This is a genomic window from Streptomyces sp. 184, from assembly GCF_045781775.1.
Taxonomy (GTDB): Bacteria; Actinomycetota; Actinomycetes; order Streptomycetales; family Streptomycetaceae; genus Streptomyces.
Window position 1 is genome coordinate 7,291,751 of record NZ_CP123230.1, and the last position, 25,529, is coordinate 7,317,279.

The 25,529-nt window shown below is 72.6% G+C and carries 28 protein-coding genes and 1 pseudogene; 15 read left to right on the forward strand and 14 right to left on the reverse strand.

What is annotated here, in order from left to right:
* Positions 1–5: 5 nt before the first annotated feature.
* Positions 6–989, reverse strand: a complete 984-nt coding sequence (locus QBL21_RS30950) for a helix-turn-helix transcriptional regulator (RefSeq protein WP_407565530.1) — start codon at positions 987–989, stop codon at positions 6–8.
* A gap of 61 nt (positions 990–1,050) precedes the next feature.
* Between QBL21_RS30950 and QBL21_RS30955 the strand changes: the two genes are divergently transcribed.
* Positions 1,051–1,446, forward strand: coding sequence for a RidA family protein (locus QBL21_RS30955; RefSeq protein WP_407565531.1), 396 nt, complete (start codon positions 1,051–1,053; stop codon positions 1,444–1,446).
* A gap of 198 nt (positions 1,447–1,644) precedes the next feature.
* Here QBL21_RS30955 and QBL21_RS30960 read toward each other — a convergent pair whose 3' ends face one another.
* Complete coding sequence (locus tag QBL21_RS30960; RefSeq protein ID WP_407565532.1) at positions 1,645–2,172, reverse strand: DUF1062 domain-containing protein; 528 nt, start codon at positions 2,170–2,172, stop codon at positions 1,645–1,647.
* Between the two features lie 405 nt (positions 2,173–2,577).
* Here QBL21_RS30960 and QBL21_RS30965 point away from each other — a divergent pair, with 405 nt between their 5' ends.
* Both QBL21_RS30965 and QBL21_RS30970 read left to right on the forward strand, forming a co-directional pair.
* On the forward strand, positions 2,578–3,474 hold the full coding sequence (locus QBL21_RS30965) for a GNAT family N-acetyltransferase (RefSeq protein WP_407565533.1): 897 nt from the start codon (positions 2,578–2,580) through the stop codon (positions 3,472–3,474).
* Positions 3,475–3,632: 158 nt separating this feature from the next.
* Complete coding sequence (locus tag QBL21_RS30970; RefSeq protein WP_407565534.1) at positions 3,633–4,268, forward strand: GNAT family N-acetyltransferase; 636 nt, start codon at positions 3,633–3,635, stop codon at positions 4,266–4,268.
* A 124-nt stretch (positions 4,269–4,392) separates the two neighbouring features.
* Here QBL21_RS30970 and QBL21_RS30975 read toward each other — a convergent pair whose 3' ends face one another.
* Entirely contained in the window at positions 4,393–4,998 is a 606-nt protein-coding gene (locus QBL21_RS30975; protein ID WP_407565535.1) for a TetR/AcrR family transcriptional regulator, read from the reverse strand.
* A 181-nt stretch (positions 4,999–5,179) separates the two neighbouring features.
* On the opposite strand from QBL21_RS30975, the gene QBL21_RS30980 reads away from it, so the two are divergent.
* Positions 5,180–5,572, forward strand: coding sequence for an ester cyclase (locus QBL21_RS30980; protein ID WP_407565536.1), 393 nt, complete (start codon positions 5,180–5,182; stop codon positions 5,570–5,572).
* 127 nt (positions 5,573–5,699) lie between these two features.
* Here QBL21_RS30980 and QBL21_RS30985 read toward each other — a convergent pair whose 3' ends face one another.
* Positions 5,700–6,269 carry a hypothetical protein gene (locus QBL21_RS30985; RefSeq protein ID WP_407565537.1) on the reverse strand — a complete coding sequence of 190 codons (570 nt, stop codon included), beginning with the start codon at positions 6,267–6,269 and terminating at the stop codon, positions 5,700–5,702.
* 139 nt (positions 6,270–6,408) lie between these two features.
* On the opposite strand from QBL21_RS30985, the gene QBL21_RS30990 reads away from it, so the two are divergent.
* The 4 genes from QBL21_RS30990 to QBL21_RS31005 all read left to right on the forward strand — a co-directional run bounded on the left by QBL21_RS30990 (position 6,409) and on the right by QBL21_RS31005 (position 9,922).
* On the forward strand, positions 6,409–7,680 hold the full coding sequence (locus tag QBL21_RS30990; protein ID WP_407565538.1) for a glycosyltransferase family 4 protein: 1,272 nt from the start codon (positions 6,409–6,411) through the stop codon (positions 7,678–7,680).
* An 83-nt stretch (positions 7,681–7,763) separates the two neighbouring features.
* Positions 7,764–8,663: a hypothetical protein gene (locus QBL21_RS30995; protein ID WP_407565539.1), complete on the forward strand. Its 900-nt coding sequence runs from the start codon at positions 7,764–7,766 to the stop codon at positions 8,661–8,663.
* A complete protein-coding gene (locus QBL21_RS31000) occupies positions 8,660–9,265 on the forward strand; it encodes an AAA family ATPase (protein WP_407565540.1) in 606 nt (201 codons plus the stop codon). The genes QBL21_RS30995 and QBL21_RS31000 overlap by 4 nt, the downstream gene beginning before the upstream one ends.
* 282 nt (positions 9,266–9,547) lie before the next feature.
* Positions 9,548–9,922 carry an ASCH domain-containing protein gene (locus tag QBL21_RS31005; RefSeq protein ID WP_407565541.1) on the forward strand — a complete coding sequence of 125 codons (375 nt, stop codon included), beginning with the start codon at positions 9,548–9,550 and terminating at the stop codon, positions 9,920–9,922.
* Between the two features lie 42 nt (positions 9,923–9,964).
* Here the strand turns inward: QBL21_RS31005 and QBL21_RS31010 are convergent, their stop codons facing one another.
* The gene (locus QBL21_RS31010; protein WP_407565542.1) at positions 9,965–10,210 is read right to left on the reverse strand and encodes a DUF397 domain-containing protein; all 246 of its coding nucleotides are present in this window, start codon (positions 10,208–10,210) and stop codon (positions 9,965–9,967) included.
* A complete protein-coding gene (locus tag QBL21_RS31015; RefSeq protein WP_407565543.1) occupies positions 10,207–11,043 on the reverse strand; it encodes a Scr1 family TA system antitoxin-like transcriptional regulator in 837 nt (278 codons plus the stop codon). The genes QBL21_RS31010 and QBL21_RS31015 overlap by 4 nt, the downstream gene beginning before the upstream one ends.
* Positions 11,044–11,223: 180 nt before the next feature.
* On the opposite strand from QBL21_RS31015, the gene QBL21_RS31020 reads away from it, so the two are divergent.
* Positions 11,224–11,607: an ATP-binding protein gene (locus QBL21_RS31020; RefSeq protein WP_407565544.1), complete on the forward strand. Its 384-nt coding sequence runs from the start codon at positions 11,224–11,226 to the stop codon at positions 11,605–11,607.
* Between the two features lie 2 nt (positions 11,608–11,609).
* Here QBL21_RS31020 and QBL21_RS31025 read toward each other — a convergent pair whose 3' ends face one another.
* Positions 11,610–12,854, reverse strand: coding sequence for an MFS transporter (locus QBL21_RS31025; RefSeq protein ID WP_407566622.1), 1,245 nt, complete (start codon positions 12,852–12,854; stop codon positions 11,610–11,612).
* Positions 12,855–13,056: 202 nt separating this feature from the next.
* Here QBL21_RS31025 and QBL21_RS31030 point away from each other — a divergent pair, with 202 nt between their 5' ends.
* Positions 13,057–14,097, forward strand: coding sequence for a GlxA family transcriptional regulator (locus QBL21_RS31030; RefSeq protein WP_407565545.1), 1,041 nt, complete (start codon positions 13,057–13,059; stop codon positions 14,095–14,097).
* Between the two features lie 258 nt (positions 14,098–14,355).
* On the opposite strand, the pseudogene QBL21_RS31035 reads toward QBL21_RS31030, so the two are convergent.
* Together QBL21_RS31035 and QBL21_RS31040 are read right to left on the reverse strand one after the other, a co-directional pair.
* Positions 14,356–15,153: pseudogene (locus QBL21_RS31035) on the reverse strand (NAD(P)H-dependent oxidoreductase); the annotation flags it as partial.
* Positions 15,154–15,475: 322 nt separating this feature from the next.
* Entirely contained in the window at positions 15,476–15,976 is a 501-nt protein-coding gene (locus tag QBL21_RS31040) for an ATP-binding protein (RefSeq protein ID WP_407565546.1), read from the reverse strand.
* A 426-nt stretch (positions 15,977–16,402) separates the two neighbouring features.
* Between QBL21_RS31040 and QBL21_RS31045 the strand changes: the two genes are divergently transcribed.
* Both QBL21_RS31045 and QBL21_RS31050 read left to right on the forward strand, forming a co-directional pair.
* On the forward strand, positions 16,403–16,735 hold the full coding sequence (locus QBL21_RS31045) for a helix-turn-helix transcriptional regulator (protein WP_407565547.1): 333 nt from the start codon (positions 16,403–16,405) through the stop codon (positions 16,733–16,735).
* Positions 16,732–17,328: a PT domain-containing protein gene (locus QBL21_RS31050; RefSeq protein ID WP_407565548.1), complete on the forward strand. Its 597-nt coding sequence runs from the start codon at positions 16,732–16,734 to the stop codon at positions 17,326–17,328. The genes QBL21_RS31045 and QBL21_RS31050 overlap by 4 nt, the downstream gene beginning before the upstream one ends.
* A 136-nt stretch (positions 17,329–17,464) precedes the next feature.
* On the opposite strand, the gene QBL21_RS31055 is transcribed toward QBL21_RS31050, so the two are convergent.
* Positions 17,465–17,881 carry an STAS domain-containing protein gene (locus QBL21_RS31055; protein ID WP_407566623.1) on the reverse strand — a complete coding sequence of 139 codons (417 nt, stop codon included), beginning with the start codon at positions 17,879–17,881 and terminating at the stop codon, positions 17,465–17,467.
* A 317-nt stretch (positions 17,882–18,198) separates the two neighbouring features.
* On the opposite strand from QBL21_RS31055, the gene QBL21_RS31060 reads away from it, so the two are divergent.
* The gene (locus tag QBL21_RS31060) at positions 18,199–18,774 is read left to right on the forward strand and encodes a sigma-70 family RNA polymerase sigma factor (RefSeq protein WP_407565549.1); all 576 of its coding nucleotides are present in this window, start codon (positions 18,199–18,201) and stop codon (positions 18,772–18,774) included.
* Positions 18,771–19,952 carry a zf-HC2 domain-containing protein gene (locus QBL21_RS31065; protein ID WP_407565550.1) on the forward strand — a complete coding sequence of 394 codons (1,182 nt, stop codon included), beginning with the start codon at positions 18,771–18,773 and terminating at the stop codon, positions 19,950–19,952. Before QBL21_RS31060 ends, QBL21_RS31065 begins: the two co-directional genes overlap by 4 nt.
* Positions 19,953–19,982: 30 nt before the next feature.
* Here the strand turns inward: QBL21_RS31065 and purU are convergent, their stop codons facing one another.
* The 4 genes from purU to QBL21_RS31085 all read right to left on the reverse strand — a co-directional run bounded on the left by purU (position 19,983) and on the right by QBL21_RS31085 (position 24,625).
* Entirely contained in the window at positions 19,983–20,831 is an 849-nt protein-coding gene (gene purU, locus QBL21_RS31070; RefSeq protein ID WP_407565551.1) for a formyltetrahydrofolate deformylase, read from the reverse strand.
* 21 nt (positions 20,832–20,852) lie between these two features.
* Positions 20,853–21,290 carry an SCO4402 family protein gene (locus tag QBL21_RS31075; RefSeq protein ID WP_407565552.1) on the reverse strand — a complete coding sequence of 146 codons (438 nt, stop codon included), beginning with the start codon at positions 21,288–21,290 and terminating at the stop codon, positions 20,853–20,855.
* Between the two features lie 95 nt (positions 21,291–21,385).
* Positions 21,386–23,041, reverse strand: a complete 1,656-nt coding sequence (locus QBL21_RS31080; protein ID WP_407565553.1) for a hypothetical protein — start codon at positions 23,039–23,041, stop codon at positions 21,386–21,388.
* 39 nt (positions 23,042–23,080) lie between these two features.
* Entirely contained in the window at positions 23,081–24,625 is a 1,545-nt protein-coding gene (locus QBL21_RS31085) for a transcriptional regulator (RefSeq protein ID WP_407565554.1), read from the reverse strand.
* 193 nt (positions 24,626–24,818) lie between these two features.
* Between QBL21_RS31085 and QBL21_RS31090 the strand changes: the two genes are divergently transcribed.
* A complete protein-coding gene (locus tag QBL21_RS31090; RefSeq protein ID WP_407565555.1) occupies positions 24,819–25,514 on the forward strand; it encodes a bifunctional DNA primase/polymerase in 696 nt (231 codons plus the stop codon).
* The last annotated feature ends 15 nt before the right edge of the window (positions 25,515–25,529 follow it).

Sequence of the window (25,529 nt, forward strand, 5' to 3'; positions counted from 1 at the left end):
GCCGCTCAGGCCGCCCCGGCCCCGTCCGCGTAGTGGGCGGCGAGGGCCGCCGCGCGGTCGTGCAGGGACGTACGCAGCCACCCGGGCGCCAGCGCTTCGGCGTCGGTGGCGAGTTGCCACACCGCCCACTCGGCGTGCCGCGCGTCCTGGAACGCGACCTCCAGCCGCAGCCGCCCGTCCGGCTCCCGTTCCTCGGCGAGTACGGCCAGCGCGGTGCCCACCAGTTCCTCGCGCCGCCGCGCCGTCACCCGTACCTCCGCGGCGACGTGGACGCCTCCGCTACGGAACCGGGCGCTCCGCTCCTGCCAGGCCCGGTCGAGGTCGACGCGCTCGGGGCGCTCGGCCGGTTCGGGCAGCTCCTCGGCGGCCCGGACGCGCGAGAGCCGGTAGGTGCGGTCCTCGCCGGCCCGCAGGGCGAGCAGGTAGCCCTTGTCCCGTACGGTCACCAGGCCGATCGGGTCCACCGTGCGCCACGCCGCCGCGCGCCCCTCAGGGGCGTAGCGGATCCGCAGCTTCCGCCCGGCGAACACCGCGCTCCTGATCTCGGCCAGCACGTCGTCCGCGACGTCGTCGGCGGTCAGGGGGCGGGCGAGGAGGTCGGTCTCGGGGTCGACGAGGAGCCGTTCGGCGACCCCGGCGGCGGTGTCGCGGTACCCGGCGGGCAGCGCGTCGACCACCTTGAGCATCGCCGCGGCGAGCGCGGAGCCGAGGCCGAACGCCTGCGCGCCGCGCCGCGACCCGGCGATCAGCAGGGCGAGGGCTTCGTCGTGGTTCAGCCCGGTCAGCTCCGTGCGGAACCCGGGCAGCAGCGCGAACCCGCCGTGCCGGCCGCGTTCGGAGTGCACCGGGACGCCGGCCGCGGACAGCGCGTCGATGTCGCGCAGCACGGTGCGAGTGGAGACCTCCAGCTCGCGGGCGAGCGTGGCGGCGGAGAGCCGGCCGCGCTGGCGCAGCAGCAGGACCAGCGAGACCAGACGATCGGCGCGCATACGCAAAAACGTAGCAGGATATACGACACAGGATGTCGTCATTCGTTGCGAGGCTGACGCCATGGAACGTACAGCGATCAACCCGGTGACCTGGTCCACGGAGATGGGCTTCCACCAGGGCGAACTGGTCTCCGGCCACACCCGGACCCTCTACCTCTCCGGCCAGACCGCCATGAGCGCCGAAGGCCGGCCGCAGCACGCGGGCGACATGGCCGCGCAGCTCGCGCTCAGCGCCGACAACCTCGAAGCGGTCCTCGCGGACGCGGGCATGGCCCTGGCAAACCTCGTCCGCCTCAACGTCTACGCCACGGACGTCGACCTCCTCTTCCAGCACTACGGCGAGCTGGCCGGCCGCCTGGCCGCCGCGAAGGCCGCGCCCGCGACGACGATGCTCGGGGTGACCCGCCTGGCGATCCCGACCCTCATGGTCGAACTCGAAGGAACCGCCGTCGCCTGAACCCGGGGGCCGCCCGGGGACGGGTCCCGGGGCGGCCCTGCCACCCTGACCGCGGGCCGGCCCGGGCAGCGGCCATGATCGCGGACTTCGGCGACCGCCGGACCATCAGCTTCCACGTCCACTACGGCCCGACGGCCCCGCGCCGCTGAGCCCGGTCCCGGCCGCCCGCACCGCGCGGGCCACCGGGACCGGGGACGCTCACCGTTTGAGCGTGAACGTGAAGTCGCCCGTGAGTCTGCCGGTCAGGCGGACCGCGGAGACGAGCCTCCCATCCTCGACCAGCCGCTCCGTCTCGGCCCGCGAGAGCCCGCAGCCGTCGGCGACCAACCGCACCGGCCGGACCGGGATCCGCGCCGCGAAGCGCACCGCCACGTCGATGACCTCGCGGTTCAGATGCTCCGTGCCGCCGGTGTCCAGGCGCCAGGCGCCGGTCCAGTCGAGCGCGACGCGGTTGCGGCGCTGGACGGCCGGGTCCTGGAGCAGGGTGGCGGCGAGGCCGATGTCGTTGTGGTGCAGCCGGGCGAGCAGTTCGGGGCGTACGGAGCGGACGTTGACCCGCTCCAGGACGGAGAGCTTGGCGGTCTCCCCGCAGCCCGTACAGAGCGCGAGGAGCCAGGCGTCGAGGAGTTTGTGGTTTGCGTTGACACGGAACTTGCCGTTCGCCCGGAAACGCTCGGACGCGCACGCGTGGCAGCGGCGGCGGACGAGCGGCAGGCGGGTGGGCATGACCAACCAGTCTGTGAGCACAGAAGTACACCGGTATCTGTGTGAGAAAACCGCAGCAAAAAGCAGCGCGACGGCGTTCGCACAGAGCGACGCACGGCGCGCGACCAATCAGCGCTTGGGAGGTCTCACACGGTGTACAACGGCACGCCCTTGCCTCGACGACTCGGTCGCCGCCACGGTACGGGCGCGGTGCGGCGCCGCTCCACCGGTTTTTCCCATGCCGTAAATCACGTGGACGGCCCGCGGGTGATCACCTACCGTGTGACGTCACGCCCTGAGACGACCGGAAGGAGGCGAGTGTCGTGAAGTCCACACCTTTCCAGCGCTCCCCTCGTCCGCAGTCCGGCGTGGTTCGCAAGTCCTGACGGGAGCGCGCTGCAAACAGCCCGTACCCCGGAGGAATCCATGACCGATCCGGTCATCCGCGCGCTCTCCCCGAGCGACGCCCATCTCTTCGACACCCTGCCCGACCCCCTCGGCGCCCGAGAAAGCCACCGCCGCACCCGTTTCCGTACGGAGTGGAAGCGCGTCGCCCTGCGCGACGGCGAGGTCGTCGCCCGTGGCGCCTGGTGGGGCGGCCCGGACGACGCGGAGCCCGTCACCGTCAACTGGTTCGACGTGGCCGAGGGCGAGGAGGGGGCGGGGGCCGAACTCCTGCGCTCCGCGCCCTGGCAGGTCGAACTCGAAATCAACCTGCCCGGCACCTGGCGCGACGACCCCGCCCTGCGCACCGCCGCCGACGCCCGCTTCGCCGCCGCCCGCGCCGCCGGGTACGAACTCCTCGTAGAACGCTTCCTCTACCGCTGGACCCCGGACCAGGGCCTCCCCGAGCGCCCCGGCCGCCTGCGCTTCGGCGCCGAGCCCGACGACGGCGTGTTCTTCGACGCGCTGCGCCGCATCCACTCCGTCACCCTCGACGCGCACGCGCTCAAGGCGATCGAGGAAGGCGGCCTCGACCAGGCCGCCCAGGAGGAAATCGACATCTTCCACTGGTTCCCCTCCCCGCGGGAGTGGTGGCAGACCGCGTACACCCCGGACGGCGACCTGGCCGGAATCCACATCCCCGCCCACAACCCCTCCGGCCCGACGATCGGCTTCATCGGAGTCGTCCCCGAGCACCGCGGCAACGGCTACGCCTACGACCTCCTCGCCGAGTGCACCCACTTCCTCGCGCAGGAGGGCGCGGAGTTCATCAGCGGAGCGACGGACCGGGGCAACTTCCCCATGGCCGCGAACTTCACCAAGGCCGGCTTCCCCGTCGTGAGCGAACGCATCAACTTCCACCCGGCGGCGACGGCCTAGCGGCACTCGCCGAGGAGCAGCACGGCGAGGTGGCCCGGCCCGGCCTGGAGTCGGGCCGGGCCCCCTCGTCCGGCATACGGGCACGCCATCGCGTGCACCACCGGACGGGCGTAATATGCGCACATCACTAGCGCCTATTACTTCACCGGGAGGGCCCGATGGTTGCGGACATGGTCAGGACGTGGGTGGCGGGCTGGGCCGTGTCACGGCGGACTCCCCCGCCGGTCGAGAAGCCCTGGGGTTTCTACATCGAGACCGGCAACCCGGCGGAGCGGGGCCGCCATGTCCTGCCGGCAGCCGACGAGTCCCTGGTCCGCAGCGCCGCCGCCTCGGTCGACGTGCCGCGGACGTGGATGAAGATGCCCGCCGAGCCGGCGCAGATAGCGCCCTGGCTGCCGGCGGGATGGGTGGTGGCCCGGGAGCAGACCGGGCACCTGATGGCCGTCGACCTGGCGGCGACGACGGCCCCGGGCGCGCCCGAGGGGTACCGCGTGAGCGTGGAGACCGTCGGCGCCGTCGTCCACGTCCGCGTACGGGACGCGGCGGGCGAGCAGGCGGCTCAGGGACAGATGGCGCTCCTCGGGGAGGCCACGGTGGTGGACCGGGTGCAGACGGAGGAGGCCCACCAGCGGCGCGGCCTGGGCACGTTCGTCATGGGTACGCTCACCGCCCACGCCGTGGACCGGGGCGCCACCCACGGCATCCTCGGCGCGACCGACGCCGGACGCGCGCTCTACGAGGCACTGGGCTGGAAGAAGCACGCCACGATCGCGGAGTCCATCTACCGCCCCTGAGGGGCGGAACGCGAGTCCCTGCCTGATTCGCCTCTGTGTCGGGGCCGGGCGCGGGGTCCGGCTCGGGGCCGAGGGGTCAGCCCGTACCGGCCGGAACGCCCCGTGCGCGTCCACCGCACGCCCGCTACGGCAGCCAGCGCTCCAGCGCCATGTCGGCGATGCCCTGGAGTTCGTCGCGGCCGGCGCCGCCGGCGGCCTGGACGGCGATGCCGAACGTCACCGTCATGACGTACCGGGCGAGCCGTCGGGGGTCGGCGCCGCGCGGAAGATCGCCCTCGTCGACGGCCCGCCGGAAGCGCTCCTCAAGGCGTAGACCCACGTCGTTCCGCCACTCGACCAGCAGGTCGTGCGCGGGCCTACCCGCATCGCTCGACGCCAGCGCGCCCTGCACGACCAGGCAGCCCGCGGGGCCTTCGGGACGCGTCGTGGTCCGAACCGCACCGCGGAGAATCGCCTCGGCCACGCCTCGCGCGGTCGGCTCCTGAAGGGCGCGCGTCCCGTAGTCGGCCGGACCCTCGGTGTAGCGCTCCACAGCCTTGCGGAACAGCTCCTCCTTGTTGCCGAAGGCGGCGTACAGGCTGGGCTTCGTGATGCCCATGGCCTTGGTCAGGTCGGTGAGGCTGACCCCCTCGTAGCCCCGTTCCCAGAACACCTGCATGGCGCGCTCTAGCGCCTCGTCGGTGTCGAATTCCCGAGGCCGACCCATGACGGTGCTCCGCGAACCAGCCATGCGTGCAGCGTACTCCCGGCGGTGATCCGCACGACTTCTGTACCGATCGGAATAGAAAGCTCGCGCTCCCGGTTCCCATCCAAGGCGGCACGCACCACGGCGAGTTCGCGGAAGGGCGCCGTCACAGGTCGACCATCGTCCGAGTACACGCCCCGCGGTTCGGGGCGGCAGAGAGGCCGGCATGTCCGAGAAGGAAGTACGCGAAGTCTTCGAGCGCTACATCGAGGCGCTCAACGCCCACGAGTTCGACCGGATGACCGAGTTCATCCACGACGAACTCACCGAGAACGGCCGCCCCGTCACCCGGGACGACGTCATCGCGGAGTTGAAGGGGCACAGCGACGCGGTGCCGGACTTCACCTGGCGGGTACGGGACGTGGCCATCGACGGCGACCGCGTCGCAGCCCGCCTGTTCAACAAGGGCACCCCCGCGAAGGAGTGGTTCGGCGTCGCCCCGACCGGCGAAACGATCGAGTACGCCGAGTACTCCTTCCACAAGGTGCGCGACGGACGCTTCTACGAGATGAACTACCTGATCGACGCCCAGGCCGTACAGCGACAACTCGGCATCTGACCACCCGAAGCGACCCTCGCCCGCGGCTGGAGCCACCACACCGACGAGAGCCCGGCCACCGGCCGGGCCCTCGTCGCGTATCGACCGTGTCGCGACTCCGACGCCTCCCGTGGCACCGCAGGGATACCTAGGCGGCGCGGGGCGGGTCCTGGCGGTGGTCGTCGGGGGCGTCCTGCTCGCCGTGCCGGGGGTACGCGGCCGAGGAGCCGGAGCGGTCGGGTCCGGGGGTGGTCTCGTCCACGGGGTGGGGGATGGCCCGGCGGCGGCGCTGGTTGCCCCAGACGGCCGCGCCGATCAGCATCAGCGCGGCGCCGATCACCGCGTTGGCCGTCCCGACGTCCAGCCCGGTCCCCTGGCTGTTGACCTTCAGCCCGTCGGACACCTGGCTCTGCCGGATCATCCACAGGACGGTGATGAACAGCACCAGCAGCGCACCCAGGACGACGAGGAGGCGCGAGCGCATCAGGATCCCGAGGACGGCCAGCAGCGCGGCTACCGCCATGGGCAGGAAGATCGAGGCGAAGAGCTGGACGCCGGCGTCCGTGATCCCGTCGAAGACGTCGTCCAGCGCGTACTGCCGCCCGTCGCGGCCGTTGTACCAGGGCCGCCAGGCGCTCCAGACCACGCCCACCGCTCCGAGTAGCACGAGAATGGCCCCGATGATGTAGCGCAGGTTGCCCGCGGAATTCTTCACCATCGTCGCCTTCCTCCGATGCCGTAGTCCCCCATCCGACGCTACGACCGTTTCGCCCCTTTCGCCACCGGGGCGAGTCCGTCGTACGGAAGGGCGACAAGTAGAGTCCTGTTCGACTGCATCTGGGGGGTCACGTCAGCGCATGCGCATTTCATTCCTTCTGCACAACACGTTCGGCATCGGCGGCACCATCCGCACCACCTACAACCTCGCCCAAGCCCTCGCGGAGCGGCACGACGTGGAGATCGTCTCCGTCTTCCGGCACCGCGACGAGCCCATGATGGGGAAACCGGGCAGCGTCCCCGTACGCGTCCTGGTCGACCTGCGCCGGGGGAGCCCCGACTACGCGGGGGACCTGCCGGACCACCGCAAGCCCGCCCGGGTCTTCGCCCGCGGCGACCGCAGGTACCAGCAGTACAGCCGGCTCACCGACGCCCGTATCGGGGCCTACCTGCGCTCCGTCGACGCCGACGTCGTCGTCGGCACCCGCCCCGGGCTCAACGTCCACATCGCCCGCCAGACCCGCCGCGGCCCCGTCCGCGTCGCGCAGGAACACCTCACCCTCGACGGCCACGGCCACCGCCTCCGCCGCGAACTCGGCATCCGCTACGGGCTCCTCGACGCCGTCACCACCGTCACCGAAGCCGACGCCCGCGCCTACCGCACCCGCCTGAACCTCCGGGGCGTCCGCATCGAAGCCGTCCCCAACAGCGTGCCGAGACCGACCGTCACCCCCTCCGACGGCACCGCCAAGGTGGTCGTCGCCGCCGGCCGCCTGACCCGCGTCAAGCGCTACGACCTCCTCATCGAGGCGTTCGCCAAGGTCGTCGCCGCCCGCCCCGACTGGACGTTGAGGATCTACGGCAGCGGCGACCGCACCGGCAACGAGCGCAAGTCGCTCAAGGCGCTCATCAAGGAGCGCCACCTCCAGGACCACGTCCACCTCATGGGCAACGCCAACCCCATGGAGCCGGAGTGGGCCAAGGGCTCCCTCGCCGCCGTCACATCGTGCAAGGAGTCCTTCGGCATGACGATTGTGGGGGCGATGCGCTGCGCGCTCCCCGTCGTCGCCACCGACTGCCCGCACGGACCGAGCGAGATCATCGAGAACGGCGTGGACGGCCGCCTGGTCCCGGTCGGCGACGCGAACGCCGTCGCCGCCGCCCTGCTGGAGCTGATCGAGGACGACGACCTACGCCGCCGCACCGGCGCCGCCGCCCTCACCGCGTCGGAACGCTTCGACCCGGCCCGTATCGCAGCCCAGCACGAAGCGCTCTACACCGACCTCCTCGAACGCGCCCACCCCCGAAGGGCTCTCCGCGACCTGGCCCTCCGCCACCGAGGCACGGCCTACGCCACCGCCCAATCCCTCCACCACCGGGCCGCCGCCCTGCGCCGCCGCGGCAAGAAGTAGAACCCAGCGGATCGACCTCGCCGCCTCGGGAGGACACCGGTCGGGCACTGGGCTTTTTCTGGGCACCATGCTTCACTCACCTCATGCCCAGAAAAAGCCCAGCGGAGGACGAGGTGGTCGCCGCAGTCGGGCGAGTGTTGCGGCGCGGGTTGCCGGTCACCCCGGCCACCGCGGACGCCGCCCTGCTCGACCTGCGCGGCGTCGTCGCCAGGGCCGTCGACCCCGCTGACGAGGCCAGCCGTACCGCAGCGCTCGACGGCGCGCTACGTGGACTGCTGGCCCGGTTCCCGGACGCCCGCTACGCCGTAGCGGCGCGAGCACTGTTCGCGCTTCCACCGGCCGAACCGGGCCAAAGCCTCACCGCTCGGCGCGAGCTGGCGGCCGAACAAGCCGGACACGAGGTCCACCACTTCCGCAAGCGCGTCGAGCCCAAGTTGATCGAGAAGATCGCCTGGGAGTTGCTGGCCGACGCCGACCGGTTCGTCCGTTCCCCGATGATCGCGCCCCGCCTCGCCGCCGCCACCGGGCGGCAGCAGGTCCAGGCGGACCCGTTCGCCTGGGAGGTCGCGGAACACGAAGAGCAACTCAGCAGACTCTGGTCGGCGATCTACGCCGCCCGCGCTGAACTGCTCGCCGTGGAGCGGCTGATCAGCCTCCAGGCCGACCGGACGACCACCTTGCACACGGCAACTACCGCCGCATGGCGGTGGGCCGCGGCGCGCGCCGAGGCGATCAGCTACACCACCGCGTTCGCCCCCGATCGGCAGTCCCCGGCGGACGAACTTGTCGCGCTGGCCGGTTGGACCCCCGCCCTGACCGAGGCGCAGAAGTCCCGGCTGACCGAAGCCGCCGCCGGCGGCGCCGACCGGGAACAGTTCGTAGCCGCCCTGCACGGCGAGACCGGGCTTGCCAACGCCTGGACCCACGGGCTCCTCACCGCCCCCGGGACCACCCCCGTTGAACAGAACGGACAACTGCCTTGACCCCCACCAACCCCGCCCTGGCCACCGCTCTCCAGGCGGCGGCGACCGGTGACCCCCGCCGTTACGTCATCACCGGCGGCCCGTCCTCCGGCAAGGACGACCTGCTTGAGGCGGTCCACGCCGCCGGAGTCCCCTGCATGGCCGAGGAACCCGGCCGGGAGATCTACCGCAAGCACCGGGAACGCCTAGGCCGCCACCTGCTCAAGGAGGACCGTCGCGCCTACTCCCTGGAGGTCCTCGACGCGTTCATCGCCGAGTACACCGCGCACGAACACGGGATCCGCTTCTACAACAGGGGAATCCCGGACGGCTACGGGTGGGAAGGCTTTTTCGGGCTGCGACCTACCCCGCAGTTGGAGGATGCCACGCGGCGCTACCGCTACGACGCCGTCTTCGTGCTCGACCCGCTGGACACCTTCGAGGACCCCGACGACATCGTCTGGGCCAAGGACCGGGAGATCCGTCGTGTCCACGAACTGATCGTGCAGGGCTACTACGACGCCGGTTACGAACCGGTCTTCGTCCCCCCCGACTCCGCAGCAGCACGGCTGGACTTCCTCTGCGCCAACCTGCGCCTGCCCAAGCCCAGCCGAGGAGCCTGATCTCGTTGAGCCGCACCGGGGAAGCCGTCGCCTTCACCGCGGTCTGCTTCGACCACGGCCCTTACGAGGCGCACATCGACCCCGAGGACGACCAGCCCTATCTCGACCTGGCCACCCTCTACCGCAACCTGGTCAAGGAACGAGCGCTCGGTCGCGACCCGAGCACGCTGCACGTCATGATGAAGGGGGGGCGACTGGGTCTTCGGCTGCCAACTCGTCGACGGCGCCCTCGGAGCGCTGAACTTCTTCCGCTCCTTCACCGTCTAGGAACTCGGCCGCATCATGACCGCACGTCCCACAGAACCCGCCGTACGGGCCCACGAGATGGGCATCTACAAGCGCTACTTCGACCTCATCGCCGCCGGCCGCAAGACCACCGAAATCCGCGTCAACGACTCCAGCCGCCGGAAGATCAAGCGCGGCTCGCTCATCCGGTTCCGCTGCCAGGGGGACGAGGTCCTCACCCGCGTCACCCGGGTCAACCGCTACGAGACGTTCGACGAGATGTTCGACCACGAGGAAGTCGCTTCGGTCAATCCTCTGGCCACCCGCGAAGAGCAACTCGCCAACATCCGCCAGATCTACCCGCCCGAGCGCGAAGCCCTCGGCGTCGTGGCCCTCGGCATCGAGTTGATCGACCCGCCCCGCACCGCCTGAACCGGGCCGGAACGCGGGGCCCGGTTGCAGGGGTGGGTGGCGTCAGTGGGGGGCGGTGGCGGCGTAGGCGGTGAAGGCTTGCCAGGCGTCGGCGGAGAAGGTGAGCACCGGGCCTTCGGGGTCCTTCGAGTCGCGGACGTGGATGGTGGTGGGGGTCGTTGCGACCTCCACGCACTGACCGCCGTCATCGCCGCTGTAGGACGACTTGCGCCAGTCGAGGGCGACCTCGATGCACTGCCCTCCGTCGCTGCCGCTGTAGCTGCTCTTGAACCAAGCCAGCGTACTCATAGCTCTCCCAAGACCTTCTCGATGAAGTCCAGCGATTCGCGAGGCGTCAGCGCCTGCGCCCGGATGATGCCATACCGCACCTCGATCTCATGGACCGATTTCCGGTCCACGATCAGTTGGCTGGTGCCCTGCACCTCCACGTACGCAATCCTGCGCTGGTCCTCGGTCTCAAGCAAGGTCAACGGCCCGTTCAGCCCGGCATGTTCCTCGCGGTCCGTCGGCATCACCTGGATCTCGACGTTCGGCCGCCGTCCGACCAGGAGCAGGTGCTCCAACTGGCCGCGGAGCACGCCTTTTCCACCGATCGGCCGTCGCAGCAGGGTCTCTTCCAGCACGAAACTCAGCATCGGCGGGGGCTGACGGTCGAAGATCGCCTGTCGGTCCAGTCGAGCGGCCACTCGCTGCTGGATGACGTCCGGATGCACCGGTGGACGACGGGCGCCCAGGACCGCGCGGGCGTACTCCTCGGTTTGCAGGAGGCCGTTGATCACCTGCGAGTCGTACGCCTGAAGCTCCACCGCCTCCTTCTCCAGGGCCGCGAAGTCCTCGAAGAACGCCGGATACCGCGCCCGCGCCACTTCCTCCTTCATCGCCTTCAGCAACCCACCCGCGTCGAGCGCCACATCCGTCTGGTCGATGTACTCCGGCCGCGGGATCCGCTGCCCCTGCTCCACCGCCGCGATCATGTGCTCGCTGTACCCGATCCGCTCGGCCAACTGCGGCTGTGTGATGCCGAGACGGTCCCGCAGGATCTTCTGCTGCCGCCCGAAGGCGCGGAGGATCCCCGCCCCCTCACCCTCGACCGGTCGACTCGGACGCTTGGATTCCGCCATACTGAACCGCCTCCCCACTTGCACTACGTGCCTCCTACATCACTCTGCGTAAGACCTGTACGCCTGGCCAGGCTATTCGCATCAGCGGCACCGTGGGGATGCATGAACCCCTCAACGATTGCACGAGAACCGGAACGCGCCCCTGGCGCACAACCAGCCGCGCCCGCCCGGACGTTCACGATGCAGTTCACGTCCAGCCGCCGTGGCGCCCGCCTGGCCCGTCTGCTTGCCGTGCAGCGGCTCGGCACCTGGGGCTATCCCCGCGGCGGGGAGGTGTCGCTGAAGGTGGAGACGGTCGTCGCGGAGTTGTGTGCGAACGCCGTGCTGCACGGGCGCGTGGCCGGGCGGGACTTCCACGTCGCGATGCGGTTGCACGTGGATGGCGTGATCCGGATCGAGGTGGCGGACGCGCGGCGGGAGCGGGTGCCGGTGCTGGGGCGGTCGTCGGCCGTGGACGGGGAGTCGGGGCGGGGGTTGCTGCTGGTGGATGCGCTGGTGGAGCGGTGGGGGGTGGCCGATCGGAGAGGCGTGGGGAAGATCGTGTGGTGTGAGCTGAGGGCGTAGACCTACGCCGCCCGTACCGGCTCAGCCGCCTGTCCTCGCCTCAGTACCAGCGACATCATCGCCGCCAGCGCGCACAGCCCGCCCGATGCCAGCCACACCATGTCGTACGAGCCCGTCACGTCGCGTGCCACGCCTCCGAGCCAGGCGACCAGTGCCGCGCCGATCTGGTGGGAGGCGAGGACCCAGCCGAAGACGATCGCGCTGTCCTCGCCGAAGTACTCGCGGCACAGGGCGAGGGTGGGCGGGACGGTGGCGACCCAGTCGAGGCCGTAGAAGACGATGAAGAAGATCATCGGCGGGTGGATCGACGGGCCGAGCAGCAGGGGCAGGAACATCAGGCTGAGGCCGCGGAGTCCGTAGTAGACGGCGAGCAGCCGGCGGGCGTCGTAGCGGTCGGTGAGCCAGCCGCTGGCGATGGTGCCGATGATGTCGAAGATGCCGACGATCGCGAGGAGGGACGCGGCCACGGTCATCGCCATGCCGTGGTCGTGGGCCGAGGGGACGAAGTGGGTGCGGATGATGCCGTTGGTGGAGGCGCCGCAGATCGCGAAGGCGCCGCAGAGCAGCCAGAACGTACCGCTGCGGGAGGCGTCGCGCAGGACGGTCAGGGCTCGTCCGGCGGCGCCGCGCTGCGGCGGGGGCTTGGGGACGAACTCGTCCGAGCCGTAGGGGGTGGCGCCGACGTCGGCGGGGTGGTCGCGCAGGAGGAGCCAGACGAAGGGGACGGCGGCGGCGGAGACCAGCGCGACGGTCACCGTGGCCGGTCGCCAGCCGTGGGTGTCGACGATCCAGGACAGCAGCGGGAGGAAGACGAGTTGTCCGGAGGCGGTGGCGGCGGTGAGGAGGCCGGTGACGAGGCCCTTGTGCTTGACGAACCAGCGGTTCGTGACCGTGGCGGAGAAGGCGAGGGCCATGGAGCCGGTGCCGAGGCCGACGAGCAGACCCCAGTAGAGGAGCAGTTGCCAGCTCTCGGTCATCCAGTGGCTCAGCAGGGCGCCGGTGGCGATCATCATGAGCGCCACGGCCACCACGCGGCGTATGCCGAAGCGGTCCATGAGCGCGGCGGCGAAGGGGGCGGTGACGCCGTACAGGGTGAGGTTGACCGAGGCGGCGAGGCCGATGGTGCCGCGGGACCAGCCGAACTCGTCGTGGAGGGGGCCGATCAGCAGGCCGGGGAGCGCGACGAACGAGGCCGCGGCCACGACCGTCACGAACGTCACGGCGACGACGAACCACGCCCGGTGCACCCGGGGCGCCCGCCACCGGGCCGCGGGCTTGGTGAGGGCGGGGGTGCTGTCGGCGGGCGCGGTGTCGGCCTCGGTCCTGGCCTCGGTGGATCCGGGCTCGGTCTCGGCCGCGGGCGGCGGTGGCTGCGTCACCAATCGAGGATGGCCCGGCGACCGTGCCCGAACGAGTGGCCCGACGGCCAAGGTATGCAAGGATCGGGCCATGAGCCGTGCCCAGCGCCCCGCCACCCCCGATCCCGGACCGCCCGTTTTCCGGCATCCGGAGCGGCATCCCGTCGCGGTCTTCGTACGGCACGGGTTGCTGCCGATCGAGATGGGGATCGTGCACCGTCTCTTCGGCCGGGCCCGCAGCGCGGCGGGTGAGTTGCTGTACGAGGTCGTGACCTGCACGGTCACACCGGGCGAGGTGCGTACGGACTCGGACGTGAGCATCAACGTGCGGTACGGGCCGAGGGCGCTGGCCCAGGCCCGCACGGTGGTCGTGCCCGCGTCGCACGAGGCGGACGAGGCGTTCACGCACGGGCGGCTGCCGGAGGAGCTGGCGGGCGCGCTCGCGTACGTACGACCGGAGACGCGGCTGGCGTCCATCTGCACCGGGGCGTTCGTGCTCGCCTCGGCCGGGCTGCTGGACGGGCGGCCGGCGACGACGCACTGGACGGCGGCCGACCGGTTCCGCGCCCTGTTCCCGAAGGTGCACTTCGACCCGGACGTGCTGTACGTGGACGATGGCGACGTGCTGACGTCGGCGGGGGTGGCCTCCGGGCTCGACCTGTGCCTGCACATGATCCGGCTCGACCACGGCTCCGCCGTCGCCAACGACGTGGCGCGGCGCACCGTCGTGCCGCCGCACCGGGACGGCGGGCAGGCGCAGTTCATCCGGCGGCCGGTGCCGGAGCCGGCGGTGTCGACGACGGCGAAGGCGCGGGCGTGGGCGCTGACGCGGCTGCACGAGCCGCTGGCGCTCCGGGACCTGGCGGCGTGCGAGTCGATGTCGGTACGGACGTTCACGCGGCGGTTCCGGGACGAGGTGGGGCTGAGCCCGGGGCAGTGGCTGACGGTGCAGCGGGTGGAGCGGGCGCGGCAGTTGCTGGAGGACACGGACCTGGGAGTGGACCGGATCGCGGCGAACGCGGGGTTCGGGACGGCGGCGTCGCTCCGGCAGCACATGCAGGCGGCGCTGGGGGTGTCACCCAGCGCGTACCGGCGCACCTTCCGGGCGGAGGGCGGCGGGGCTGCTGCCTGAGGCGGGGGCGCCGGGGGCGGTTGGAGCGGGGGCGGATGGGGTGGCGTTGCTCGGAGCGGGGCCGCTTGCGGTGGGGGCGGTTGAGGTGGCGTCGCTATGGGCGCAGTTGGCCGGGGCCCGGCCGCTGGGGGCCCGGGGCGGCTCCGGCGGTGATCCGGGCTTGTCAGCGGAGCCGCCTACCCTTGGGTGGGTGTGCGGGGAGATGGGGGGAAGCGCGGGAAGGGCGGCGGTTGTGTGCGGGGTGGCCGGGGTGGCGGGGCCGGTGGGGGTGTGGATGCTCAGGCCCGTTTCGCCCGGGGCGAGTTCGGGGTTCAGCACCAGCCGCTCGTCGTAGTCCCCGCTGCGCTCCGTCCGGTACGGCAGCGGGTCCGTCGTCCGCAGCGTGCGCAGCCGTTCGCGCAGGGCCGCGGCCACCGGCGGGTAGGCGTCCGGCGTGAGGCGGTCGGCGCCGTAGACGACGAAGGGCGGCAGGGGGGCCATCCCCGTGTAGAAGAACGTGCCGTGGTGCAGCGGCCACAGCACCTGGTCGATGTGCCCGTGGATGCCGCGCGGGCCGAAGCTCGCCTCGCGGGCGCCGACCGACGTGACCACCATGGCGCGCTTCCCGGCCAGCCCTCCGTCCCCGTACCGCCGCGTCCTGCCGTCCGCGTCCTTGACCTTCGACGCGAGGCCCTGGACGAGCACGCGGTCGAACCAGCCCTTGAGGATCGCCGGGGGCCCGAACCACCACAGCGGGAAGTGCACGACGAGGACGTCCGCCCACGCCAGCTTCTCGTGCTCGGCGGCGATGTCGGGGCGCACGCCCCCCGCCCGCCAGGCGTCCTCCTGGGCGTCGCCGACCAGGAGGCGCCCGGCGGCGGACGCGGGGTCGGGGGCGGGGTCGTCATCGGGGGCGGGGTAGTCGTCCGCGTCGAGTACGGCCTTGAAGCCCATGGCGTACAGATCGCTCTGTCGAACCTCGTGGCCCGCGTCGCGCAGCGCGCGGATGCCGTCGTCGCGGAGTGCGGCGTTGAGGGAGCGGTGCTCGGGGTGGGCGAAGAGCCAGAGGACGTTCATGCTTCGAGCCTCGCGCCGCGGCGGGCCCGGGACGAGAGCCGTCTCGCCATCATTCGCAAGAATCGCGCCACGGGTCGGGCCACGGGTCGGGCCACCGGGGCGCGAGAGGGTCGAGTGGCGGTGCGCCCGTGCAACCCCGAGCCCTGCACGGCGAACCGCCACCCGGCATCGGCGGATGGGGACTGTCGCCGGATGCGCGACCCGCCTTCGCCAAGGGCGTCCGACCGGCCGGCAGCCCTCGGCGTCCCCTCACAACGAATCGCTGCCCACCAGGGTGATCAGCCCCGTACGACTCGTCAACACCTGTTCCGCACCGGAGGTGTCACGTGCTGTTCGTGCCGGCGCGTGCGTGTTCGTGTGCGCCCGCGAAGAGCGCGCCGTCCGCGCCGTCCGCGCGCTCCCCCGGGGGCAGGGCGAGCGCGCATGCGCGGTCGATCTCGCACCAGATGACCTTGCCGAATCCTTCCGCCTGCCACCCCCAGCGGTCGGCGATGGCATCGACCAGCTCCAGTCCGCGGCCGTGCGTCTCGTACTCCTGCGCGCGCCGCTGCCGGGGCGGGGCGGCGCAGTTGTCGACGACCTCCACCCGGTACGGGCCGCAGTCGGCCGGCGACGCGGGGAGGGAGAGACGAAGCTCCGCGGGGCGCTCGGTGTGGACGACGGCGTTCGTGACCAGCTCCGAGACGAGCATCACCAGCGACTCGGCGTACGGCTCGTCGGCCGTCACCCCGGTCCACGCCAGCCGCGCCCGCGTCCACCGCCTGGCCCGGCCGACCTCGACGGGGTCGGGCCACAGCTTGAGCTGTACCTGAAGGGTCTGCACCGCTCACACCATCCTCGGGATCACGCTGCGTGATCTCTCTTCTGTCCAGGATGATTGACGTAGCGTCACGACAACAAGCGCTTCGGACATATCCCAGCGCGAAAGAGTGCGCTTGCGGCATACTGTGCGACGCTCGCGTCCGAGGGTCGAACGCCGGTCCGGCGTCGACCACTCATGCTGCTGTGACCTTGCACGAGTCCGGCACGTCCGCACCGCCGCGGCCACCGATTCGAAGGCCGCGGGTCCGTGTCGCCGCATGACAACTCGCACCCGATGAAGGGTAGTGGAGTCGGGGCCGACTTCGTTGCGTAACGGAAGAGTTCCCCCAAGCGTGTTGGGGCTCTGCCCAGTTTCGGCACTCTCCGTAGTCGACCCGCCTCTTCTTCTCCCTTGCGCATGCGGGCATCGACGTATAAGTTCTTATACATGAGCGAGCAGGTCCACAACAGACTGGCGGTGATCCGCGCAGAGCGGAGCGTGTCGCGGAAGCAGTTGGCCGAAGCCGTTGGCGCGCACTACCAGACGATCGGACACATCGAGCGCGGGCAGTACAACCCGAGCCTCGACCTCGCTCTGCGCATAGCCGAGTACTTCGAGCTGCCGGTGGAAGTCCTGTTCGCCCTCCGGCCGTTCCGCCCGCTCAGCGACGAGCTGTACGGGCCGGGTGTACCCAGGGCGGACACAACGGACGGGAACGGCCACAGGAACGACCACGGGAACGACCGCACGAAAGACAGCGCAGACAGGGGAGCACGATGACCCAGCCCACCCCGCAGCCCCCCGCCCGGCCCTCCGCCCAGCCCACCGCCCAGCCCTCCTTCGGCGACGGGAAGGAGGCCACGAAGCACGACCGCACCATGTTCCGGCTCATGAACGACCCGGCCGGACGCCCGGTGTTCGCCACCACCGGGCGCCGCCGCGCCGTCGTCGGGGCACACGTGGCGCTCACGGGCGCGACCCTGGCGTGCACCACCCTGCTCTACACCCTCGACGGCGCCTGGCTGATCTCGCCGTTGGCCGTCCTGCTGGTGGCGTGGATGGTCGCCACCGGCTTTCTGAACGGCGGCACGCGCGGCCTGCTGGAGCTGCGTACGCGGATGCTGGACGAGCGGCAGCTCGCCGAGCGCGACCGCGCGCGGGCGGTGGCGCACCGGGCGGCGACGGCGCTGCTGGCCGTGGCGGCAGGGGTGCTGGTGCTCGCCGAGGCGGCGGGCGCGGACGGGCTGCCGGGGGTGCCGGCGGTGTGGGTGCTGGTGTACGCGCTGGCGGCGACGTGGCTGATGCCGCTGTGGGTCGCCGGGCTTCAGGCGCGGGACGAGCCCGCGGAGGAGTCGGAGTTCGGGGAGGAGTGAGGCGTCAGATCACCGGCGACGGCGTCAGCCGCGGTGTAAGCGGGAAATTGCCGACGGCCGTTACGCCAGAAAGCCGGTACGCCGACGGCCGTTACACCGACAGGCTTTGCACCACGACCGGTTGCGCCTGCGGCCCTTACGCCGACAGCGGTTCGGCCGTGCCGCTCGTCGCGTCGTCCACGTCCGCGTACACCGCGAACAGCCGCCGTACGCCCAGCGCCGCGAGCACCCGGTTCACATGCGCCCCGCCGGAGACCATGCTCCCGGAGACGCCCCCGGACACCCCCGCGGCACCCGCCCCGCCGTCCGCCGGCAGGATCAGGCGGAACTCGCCGCCGCAGGAACTCAGCAGCCGGCGTGCGGCGATGAGCACGCCGACGCCGCTGGAGTCGCAGAAGCGGACCGCGGAGAGGTCGAGGACGAGACGGCGGCGGCCCTGCGCGACGGCGTCGTGCACATGCTGGCGCACGCGGGGCGAGGTGACCAGGTCCAGCTCGCCGCAGACCCACAGGACGTACCAGTCGCCTCGGTTGTCGGTGGTCACCCGCAGCAAAGACACCCGGTCGCAGTCCTTCCGTCGCCTGTCAGCCTGTCGCGCCCGCTCGCCCGTCCGTTTCCGCCATCTGCATCTGCCGTGTTGTACGTGTCACCCCCTGTGCCCACAGCACACAAGATGAAACACCGACCCTATGCGCAATCACCCCACACGTCCCCCGCATTCCGGTCAGCGCCGGATAACCGTTGGCAATTCGTTGCCTTCTGTTGCACGTCATGCGGTACAGATAACGCTCCGAGGGCGTACGCCCCCACTCCCCGGCGCTACATTCGTTGACACCGGTATCCAAGGGGCGGGCGACGGATGGGGGGCGCATGGCGCACGGCACCGGACCGCACGGAACCGGACAGGGCTCCACCCCGCCCCGCTGGAACCGCAAGATGCAGCAGCGGCTCGCGCGCGGCGAAGCCGCCGCGCTGAGTGAGCTGTACGACCGCTTCGCGCCCCTCGTCTACGGCCTCGCGGTGCGCGTGCTGGAGAACGAGGAGGAGGCGAACGGCGTGCTGTCCGAGGTGTTCTCCTACGTCTGGCAGCACCCGGACGCGTACGACCCGAAGCGCGGCCAACTGCGCACCTTCCTCGCCCAGCTCGCGCACAAGCACGCCGTGCGGCGGCTGCGCTGGGCCGTGATCCAGGCCGGCGCGGCCGGCGAGATCGAGGACTGCGAGGAGCGCATCCGCGCCGTCTCGGTCGCCGCCCGCGCCGACTACATCGTCACGTCCATGCCCGAACCGCTGCGCGCCGCGCTGGAGCTGGCGTACTTCAAGCGCCGCGACTACCGGCAGACCGCCGCCGAACTCGGCGTCTCCCCCGACGAGGCCCGCCGGCGCCTGCGCCTCGGGCTCCAGTTGCTCGCCACCGCGCACAACGAGGGCGGGCGGCCCTCATGATCATGGGCCCCTACGACCACCGCCGGCTGATGTCCCTGCTCGGCGCGTGGGCGCTGGCGGCCTGCGCACCCGAGGAGACCGCGGCCGTGGAGGCGCACCTGACCGACTGCGCGCCCTGCGCCGACGAGGCGCTCCGGCTGCGCGATGCCGTACGCCTGCTGCACCCGCACGACAACCTCGACATGGACCCGGCGCTGCGCAGCCGGGTGCTGGAGGTCTGTCTGACGCGGCGGATGCCCGGAATCCCGATGCCGGGCTGGTCGGTGCCCTACGACGCAGAGGCCGCCCGGCTCGACGCGCTGCTGGACGACATGGGCGAGGCGGACTGGGGCGCTCCGGTCCACCTCGCGTGGTACGACGACGACCTGCCGTCGGTCCGCGAGACGTCGGTGGCCGGGGTCATCGGCCACCTCCTGGCCGTGGACGGCCTGCTGGCCCTCGCGCTCGGCCTCCGCGACCCGCTGGCCACGGACGCGCCCGCCGACGAGACCCACCCGCGCACGGTCGCCTCCCCCGCCGAGCGCACCGAGGCGCTGTGGCGGGAGGCGGGGTCGTCGTACGCGGAACAGCAGTCGCTCGCACGGGAGTTCCGGCGCAAGCACGCGGGGACCATGCGCGGCCACTGGCGGGACCAGACGTACGCGCTGATAAGGACCGCGGGGTTCGCGGGCGGCGGCGTCGCGGACCTGCCCGTGCCGTACGGCGGCGGGGTGGCCCTGCCGCTGCGCGACGCCTTTCTGGACCGGGCCTTCGAGTGCTGGATGCACGCCTGGGACATCGCGGAGGCCGTGGACTACCCGTACGTACCGCCCACGCCGGAGCACATGCACCTCATGATCGACCTGGCGGCGCGGCTGCTGCCGCAGACGCTCGCGGACCGGCGCCGCTCGGGGCTCGCCGCGCCGCCGCGGACGCTGGTGGCGGCGGGGGCGCCGGGGCGGACGCTGCACCTGGAGGTCGAGGGGAAGGCCGGCGGGAACTGGTACCTCCCGCTGGACTCGCCCGCGGCGGTCGCCGCACCGGAGCGGGCGGTGGCGCATGTGGCACTGGAGGGCCTGGAGTTCTGCCGGCTGGCGGCGGGGCACGTCGCGCCCGAGGAGGCGGCGGTGGGGCGCGACGGGGACCGGGAGGCGGTGGACGACTTCCTGTACGCGACGGTGTCGCTGTCGCGGCTCTAGGCGAGGACCGACGTCAGGCGAGGACCGACGTCAGGTGAAGACCACCGTGCGGGTGCCGTTCAGCAGCACCCGGTGCTCGCTGTGCCACTTCACCGCCCGCGCCAGCGCCTGGCACTCCACGTCCCGGCCGACCGCCACCAGCCGCTCCGGCGTCACCTCGTGCCCGACGCGCTCGACCTCCTGCTCGATGATCGGGCCCTCGTCGAGATCCGCGGTCACGTAGTGGGCGGTGGCGCCGATCAGCTTGACCCCGCGCGCGTGCGCCTGGTGGTACGGCTTCGCACCCTTGAAGCTCGGCAGGAAGGAGTGGTGGATGTTGATGATCCGCCCCTCCAACTGCTTGCACAGGTCGTCGGAGAGCACCTGCATGTAGCGGGCGAGCACCACCAGCTCGACGTCCTCGGCCCGGACCAGCTCCAGCAGGCGCTGCTCCGCCTCCGCCTTGGTGTCCTGCGTGACCGGCAGGTGGTGGAACGGGACGCCGTAGGAGCCGACCAGCTCCTCGAACTCGGTGTGGTTGGAGACCACGGCCGCGATCTCCACCGGCAGCGCGCCGATGCGGGCGCGGAACAGCAGGTCGTTCAGGCAGTGCCCGAACTTGCTGACCATGATCAGCACCCGCATCCGCGTGCCCTGCTCGTGGATCTGCCAGTCCATCGCCCACGACTCCGCCACCGCCGCGAAGCTGGCGCGCAGCTTCTCGACGTTCGCCTGCGACTCGGCGGAGAAGTGCACCCGCATGAAGAACAGGCCGGTGGTGGGGTCGCCGTACTGCTGGCTGTCCTCGATGTTGCAGTCCGTCATGAACAGATAACTGGAGACTGCGTGCACGATGCCCTTTTTGTCCGGGCAGGACAGCGTCAGTACGTACTCGCTCATGGGCCTACGATCCCATACCCCTCAGGCGGTGCCCGTCATGATCGCCAGCACTTCGAGGGAGCGCGGCGGGGTGTCGGGGTCCTCGCCGTCGTTCTCCGCGAGCCGTACGTGCGCCTCGCGCGCCGCGCGCACGGCCTCGGGCCAGGCGTGGTTCTCCATGTACGCGGAGACCGGCGCGTCCGCGCCGACCTGGTGCATGATGCGCAGCACGCGCAGCACGGCGACGTCGACGAGCGCGGCCTCGCGGGAGTCGCGGAAGATCGTTCCGACGTACTTCTCCGCCGACCAGTTGTCCAGCCAGGTGTCCTCGACGAGGCGGTAGACGGCGTCGGTGACGTCCCCGTACCCCGCCGTCCCCGCCGCCCAGTACTCCCGCTGGAAGTCGGTGTCGGAGATCATGTGCAGCGCGGAGCGCACATTGGCGCGCCAGCGCCACCACGGCATGTCGTTGATGGGCATGGGCACCATGGTGGAGTAACGGCGGTCGCGGCGGGAAGCCCTTTCACCGACGGGACCCCCCGCGGGGCTCGCCGTGCCCGCGGGGCTCGCCGGGCTCACAGTTGTGTCGCCTGGCGCCGCGTGAGGCCGTACTCGTCCGCGATCGGGTTCCAGAGCCCGGCGGCCTCCTCCTTGGCGGTGGTGGCCTCGCCGCTGGCGGTGTTGCCCGCCGACAGGTGGTTCCCGCCGCCGCCGCAGCCCTTGCCTCGCTTGGCGGCGTCGGCCCACTTCGCGTAGTGGTCGTCGGCGGAGGCGCTGGCGTTCCAGGCGTCGGTGAGCGAGCGGGTCAGCTCCGCATGGTCCGGGAGCTTGTCGACGGTCAGGTCCGAGAGCCGGGTGACGAGGTCGCGGCGCTGGCCGGCCGCGGCGCGCAGGTCCTTGGCGGCCTTGCCGAGCGCCTTGCACGCGCGGATGTTCTCCACCGAGCTGATGACCGCGTCCCGGCTGTTGTTGCTCTCGGCGAGCAGCGCGTCCAGCTCCTCGGCCTGCGCCTCGGCCGGGTCGTCCTTGACCGGCTTCTTGCCGCCGTCGCCGCCGTCGTCCTTGCCGCCGGGGTTCTCGTCGGCGCTGGCGCTCGGGGTGGCGCCGCCTGCGGTGCCGCCGCCGTCGTCGCCGCCGCTGCTCAGGAGCCAGCCGGCGGTGATGCCGACGGCGGCGCAGGCGGCGGTGCCGATGGCGATGGCGGCCCAGCGGGGGATACCGCCGCGGCGGTCGCCGTCGTCGTCGTAGTAGCGGGGGTCGGGGCCGCCGCTGCCGGGGCCGTTGCCGTACGGGCCGGGGGGCGGGCCGCCGGGGCGGGCCCCGTCGGGGCCGGGGTAGCCGTAGCCGGGGCGCTGGGCGGGGCCCGGGGCCCCGTGGCCCTGGGCGGGGTACGAACCGGAGGGCGGGCCGCCGCGGGCCGGGCCGCCGGGGCCCGCCGCGGAGACGGGCGGGAGCCGCTGCGTGGCACCCGGGTCGCCGGCGGGGGCCCCGGGCCCGCCGGGGCCGTCGCGGAAGAGGCCCTCGAACTGCGTGTGCACCGGTGCCGCGTGGCGGCGCGAGCGCGGCGAGTCCTCGTCGAAGGCCGGCGGGGCGAAGGGCGGCTGCGCCGGGGGCTGGGCAGGCGGTGCGCCGGGCTGCGGGGGCGGCTGCGCGCCGGCGGCATGCGGGTCCGCGGCATGCGGATCGGCGGCCTGCGGGTCGTAGCCGCCGGGCGGGGGGCCCTCGTACGAGCCGGAGAACGGCGGGATGAGCTGGGTGGCGTCGGCGTCGTCACCGGATCTCTGCTGCGGTCCGGCGGCAATCGGGGGTATGAGCTGGGTCGCGGCCCCGTCGTCCGCCGCGCCGGGCGGCGGGCCGGCGGGCGGCTGCTGCGGCGGGCCGCCGTACGGCGGCTGCGGGGCGACGCCGGGCGGGCGGTGGCCCGTACCGGGTCCGGCACCGGCGCCGCCGCCCGGCGCTCCCGGCGCTCCGGGGGTGGCCGGGAGCGGCCAGGGCTGCTGGTCGGCCTGCGGGCCGCCCTGGGGCGGCTGCGGGCGCTCCGGGCGGTTCCCGAGGTGGCGTATCTGCTGCGTCGACTCGTCCTCGGTCTCCGCGGCAGCCGCGGCCGGCGACGGGTCCTGGGCCCACCACGGCTCGCCGCCCGGAGGCGGCCCGGCGCCGTCCGACGCGGGGGGCACCGCTCCCGCGCGCTCCTCGCGGCGGGGCTCGCTGCCGTGTCCGTTGTGGGTCAACGGGACTCCTCATATGTACGGACTCTGACCGTCCGGACACTACCTGCTCGGTGCCACGGTGAGCCAAGAGCCCAGCCCATGGCACCGGGCGGCGAACTCCCGCACCGCCGGCTCCGCCTCGTACGGCTCCAGGCTCCGCGCCAGCCGCGCCAGTTCGGCCGCCGCCCGGCCCGAGGCGAGACCGTCCAGCAGCCGCAGCGCCCGTACGCCCGTACGGCACGCCTGGGCCGGCTCGCGCCGCCCGCTCTGCGCCCGCCCCAGCGCGGCAAGCGCCAGGCAGCGCAGCCGCGTCGACGACTCCGGCAGCCCGGCGAGCGCCTCCTCCGCCCGCCGCTGCGCGGCCTCGTAGCGGCCCAGTTCGAGCAGGCTGCACGCCAGTTCGTAGGCGAGGGCGGGGCGGCCGAAGCGCGCCAGCCACGCCGGTTCGCGCCCGCGCGCCGGGTCGCGTGCGGGATCCCGCACGCCGCCCGGCCCGCCCGCCGCGCCTGTCGCGCCCGCCGCGCCCGTTCCTCCCGTTCCTCCTGGCCCTCCTGTCCCTCCTGTTGCGCTCGCCGGGCCCGGCACCCGGGTCCCGCTCGACTCCGCCTGCTCCATCGCGGCCCGCGCCCGGCCCGCCGCCTCCCGGAACGCCGCCTCGTCGCCGAGGCCCGCCGCGCCGCGCGCCTCGGCGGCGCTGAACAGCGCCTCGGCGCGCGGCGGCACGCGGTCGCGGGTGCCCTCCCGGGCGGTACGGGCCAGTTGGACGACCTCCCGGTGGTTGCCGAGCGCGGCGGCCAGCCGGCTCATGCCGGCGGCCAGGACGTAGCCGCCGAAGGCGCGGTCGCCGGCGGCGTCGGCCAGGCGCAGGGCCTGGACGTAGTACCGCTGCGCGACGCCCGGGAGGCCCGTGTCGACGGCCATGCCGCCGGCCAGCTCGGTCATCCGGGCCGCGGCGGCGATCAGTTCGCGGCCGGTGGTGTCGTCGTAGCGGCCGGCGAGCAGGCCGGAGACGACGGAGTTGAGGTAGTGCACCGTCACCGGCCGGTAGTGGCCGCTGCCGTAGCGGCGGTCGAGGGCGGCGAGGGTGGCGGTGGTGTCCCGTACGGCGGTCACGTCGGTACGGGTGACGGGCCGGCCCGAGGTGCGGGCGAGCGGCGGGCCGGGCGCGCTGATCAGCCAGTCGCGGCTGGGCTCGACGAGCGCGGAGGCCACGGGGGTGGCGCGGGTCAGCACCTCGCGCCGGCCCACGTCGGCGCGCCACAGCTCGCAGACCTGCTCGACGGCGGCGGTGACGGTCGGGGCGTAGACGAGGCCCAGGGCGGTGCCGGAGTGCCGGGAGTCGGCCATGCCGACCTCGTCCAGGGTGACCGCGCGGCCGAGCTTGCGGCCCAGCGCCTCGGCGATCATCGCGGGCGCCTGGCCGCGGGGGCGCTGACCGCGCAGCCAGCGGGCCACGGAGGTCTTGTCGTAGCGCAGGTCGAGGCCGTGTTCACGGCCGCACATGTTGACGCGGCGGGCCAGCCCCGCGTTGGAGCAGCCGGCCTCTTCGATCACCACCTGAAGTCGTACGTTGGGCGTGCGTGCCTCGATTGGCCTGGCGGCCATGGGTAGTCCTCCCTCAGGGGGCCGTGCTCGGCCGGTTCCTGCCGGAACCGCCAGGACGATCATTTCCCGCGAAATAAGCGGAAAACGCCGTGCTCCCTACCCGCGCATCCGTGCGCCCCGCTGCCGTAACGTTGCTTCGGCCCAACCCCCCGAGGGCCCGTAACCCCTGCTCACGGCAGGAGTTGAGCCGTTCGTGAACGAGACCTCGGGAGCAGACGCGACGCACGTACCCCGACAGGAGAACCCGCGCGAGCAGAGCGAAGAACTGCTGTCCGCAGCCCTGCGGTACGCGGAAGAGCGGCACTGGGACGTCGTGCCGGGCACCTGGATGGAGACCGACGACGGGACCGGCGCACTGCGGTGCTCCTGCGGCGACCCGGAGTGCCACGCGCCGGGCGCGCACCCCGCGCGGCGCGACTGGAAGGCAGCCGCCACGGCCAGCGCCACCACCGCACGCCGCATGTGGTCGAGGTACCCCCGGGCGGCCGTACTACTGCCCACGGGGCGGATGTTCGACGTCGTGGACGTCGCGGAGAACGCCGGATGCCTGGCGCTGGCGCGGCTGGAGCGGACGCGCACGGAGCTGGGGCCGGTGGCGGCGACGCCGGACCGGCGGATGTACTTCTTCGTGCTCCCGGGCGCCACGCCGAAGGTGATCGACGGGCTGCACGCCCTGGGCTACGCCTCGTCGGCGGCCCTGGACCTGGCCGTACGCGGCGAGGGCGACTGGGCGGCGGCGCCCCCGACGCGCTTCGGGGTGAGCGGGTCGGTGCAGTGGGTGCGGCGGCCGACGATGTCCAACTCGTGGCTGCCCGACGTGGCCGACCTGGTCAGCACGCTGGCGTACGCGTGCGGGCGCGAACGCGTGGGGGCGCGGCGGGGGGCGTAGCGCTCCCCCGGGGCC

Excerpts from the sequence above, each read along its gene's own strand:
- QBL21_RS30950 (WP_407565530.1), bottom strand. The coding sequence starts at position 989 with ATGCGCGCCGATCGTCTGGTCTCGCTGGTCCTGCTGCTGCGCCAGCGC.
- QBL21_RS31010 (WP_407565542.1), bottom strand. The coding sequence starts at position 10,210 with ATGAGTACGCTGGCTTGGTTCAAGAGCAGCTACAGCGGCAGCGACGGA.
- QBL21_RS30965 (WP_407565533.1), top strand. The coding sequence starts at position 2,578 with ATGACCGATCCGGTCATCCGCGCGCTCTCCCCGAGCGACGCCCATCTC.
- QBL21_RS31030 (WP_407565545.1), top strand. The coding sequence starts at position 13,057 with ATGAGCCGTGCCCAGCGCCCCGCCACCCCCGATCCCGGACCGCCCGTT.
- purU (WP_407565551.1), bottom strand. The coding sequence starts at position 20,831 with ATGAGCGAGTACGTACTGACGCTGTCCTGCCCGGACAAAAAGGGCATC.
- QBL21_RS31085 (WP_407565554.1), bottom strand. The coding sequence starts at position 24,625 with ATGGCCGCCAGGCCAATCGAGGCACGCACGCCCAACGTACGACTTCAG.
- QBL21_RS30975 (WP_407565535.1), bottom strand. The coding sequence starts at position 4,998 with ATGGCTGGTTCGCGGAGCACCGTCATGGGTCGGCCTCGGGAATTCGAC.
- QBL21_RS30960 (WP_407565532.1), bottom strand. The coding sequence starts at position 2,172 with ATGCCCACCCGCCTGCCGCTCGTCCGCCGCCGCTGCCACGCGTGCGCG.
- QBL21_RS30985 (WP_407565537.1), bottom strand. The coding sequence starts at position 6,269 with ATGGTGAAGAATTCCGCGGGCAACCTGCGCTACATCATCGGGGCCATT.
- QBL21_RS31005 (WP_407565541.1), top strand. The coding sequence starts at position 9,548 with ATGACCGCACGTCCCACAGAACCCGCCGTACGGGCCCACGAGATGGGC.
- QBL21_RS30995 (WP_407565539.1), top strand. The coding sequence starts at position 7,764 with ATGCCCAGAAAAAGCCCAGCGGAGGACGAGGTGGTCGCCGCAGTCGGG.
- QBL21_RS31050 (WP_407565548.1), top strand. The coding sequence starts at position 16,732 with ATGACCCAGCCCACCCCGCAGCCCCCCGCCCGGCCCTCCGCCCAGCCC.
- QBL21_RS31075 (WP_407565552.1), bottom strand. The coding sequence starts at position 21,290 with ATGCCCATCAACGACATGCCGTGGTGGCGCTGGCGCGCCAATGTGCGC.
- QBL21_RS31060 (WP_407565549.1), top strand. The coding sequence starts at position 18,199 with ATGGCGCACGGCACCGGACCGCACGGAACCGGACAGGGCTCCACCCCG.
- QBL21_RS31020 (WP_407565544.1), top strand. The coding sequence starts at position 11,224 with ATGCAGTTCACGTCCAGCCGCCGTGGCGCCCGCCTGGCCCGTCTGCTT.
- QBL21_RS31015 (WP_407565543.1), bottom strand. The coding sequence starts at position 11,043 with ATGGCGGAATCCAAGCGTCCGAGTCGACCGGTCGAGGGTGAGGGGGCG.
- QBL21_RS31065 (WP_407565550.1), top strand. The coding sequence starts at position 18,771 with ATGATCATGGGCCCCTACGACCACCGCCGGCTGATGTCCCTGCTCGGC.
- QBL21_RS30955 (WP_407565531.1), top strand. The coding sequence starts at position 1,051 with ATGGAACGTACAGCGATCAACCCGGTGACCTGGTCCACGGAGATGGGC.
- QBL21_RS30970 (WP_407565534.1), top strand. The coding sequence starts at position 3,633 with ATGGTTGCGGACATGGTCAGGACGTGGGTGGCGGGCTGGGCCGTGTCA.
- QBL21_RS30990 (WP_407565538.1), top strand. The coding sequence starts at position 6,409 with ATGCGCATTTCATTCCTTCTGCACAACACGTTCGGCATCGGCGGCACC.
- QBL21_RS30980 (WP_407565536.1), top strand. The coding sequence starts at position 5,180 with ATGTCCGAGAAGGAAGTACGCGAAGTCTTCGAGCGCTACATCGAGGCG.
- QBL21_RS31045 (WP_407565547.1), top strand. The coding sequence starts at position 16,403 with ATGAGCGAGCAGGTCCACAACAGACTGGCGGTGATCCGCGCAGAGCGG.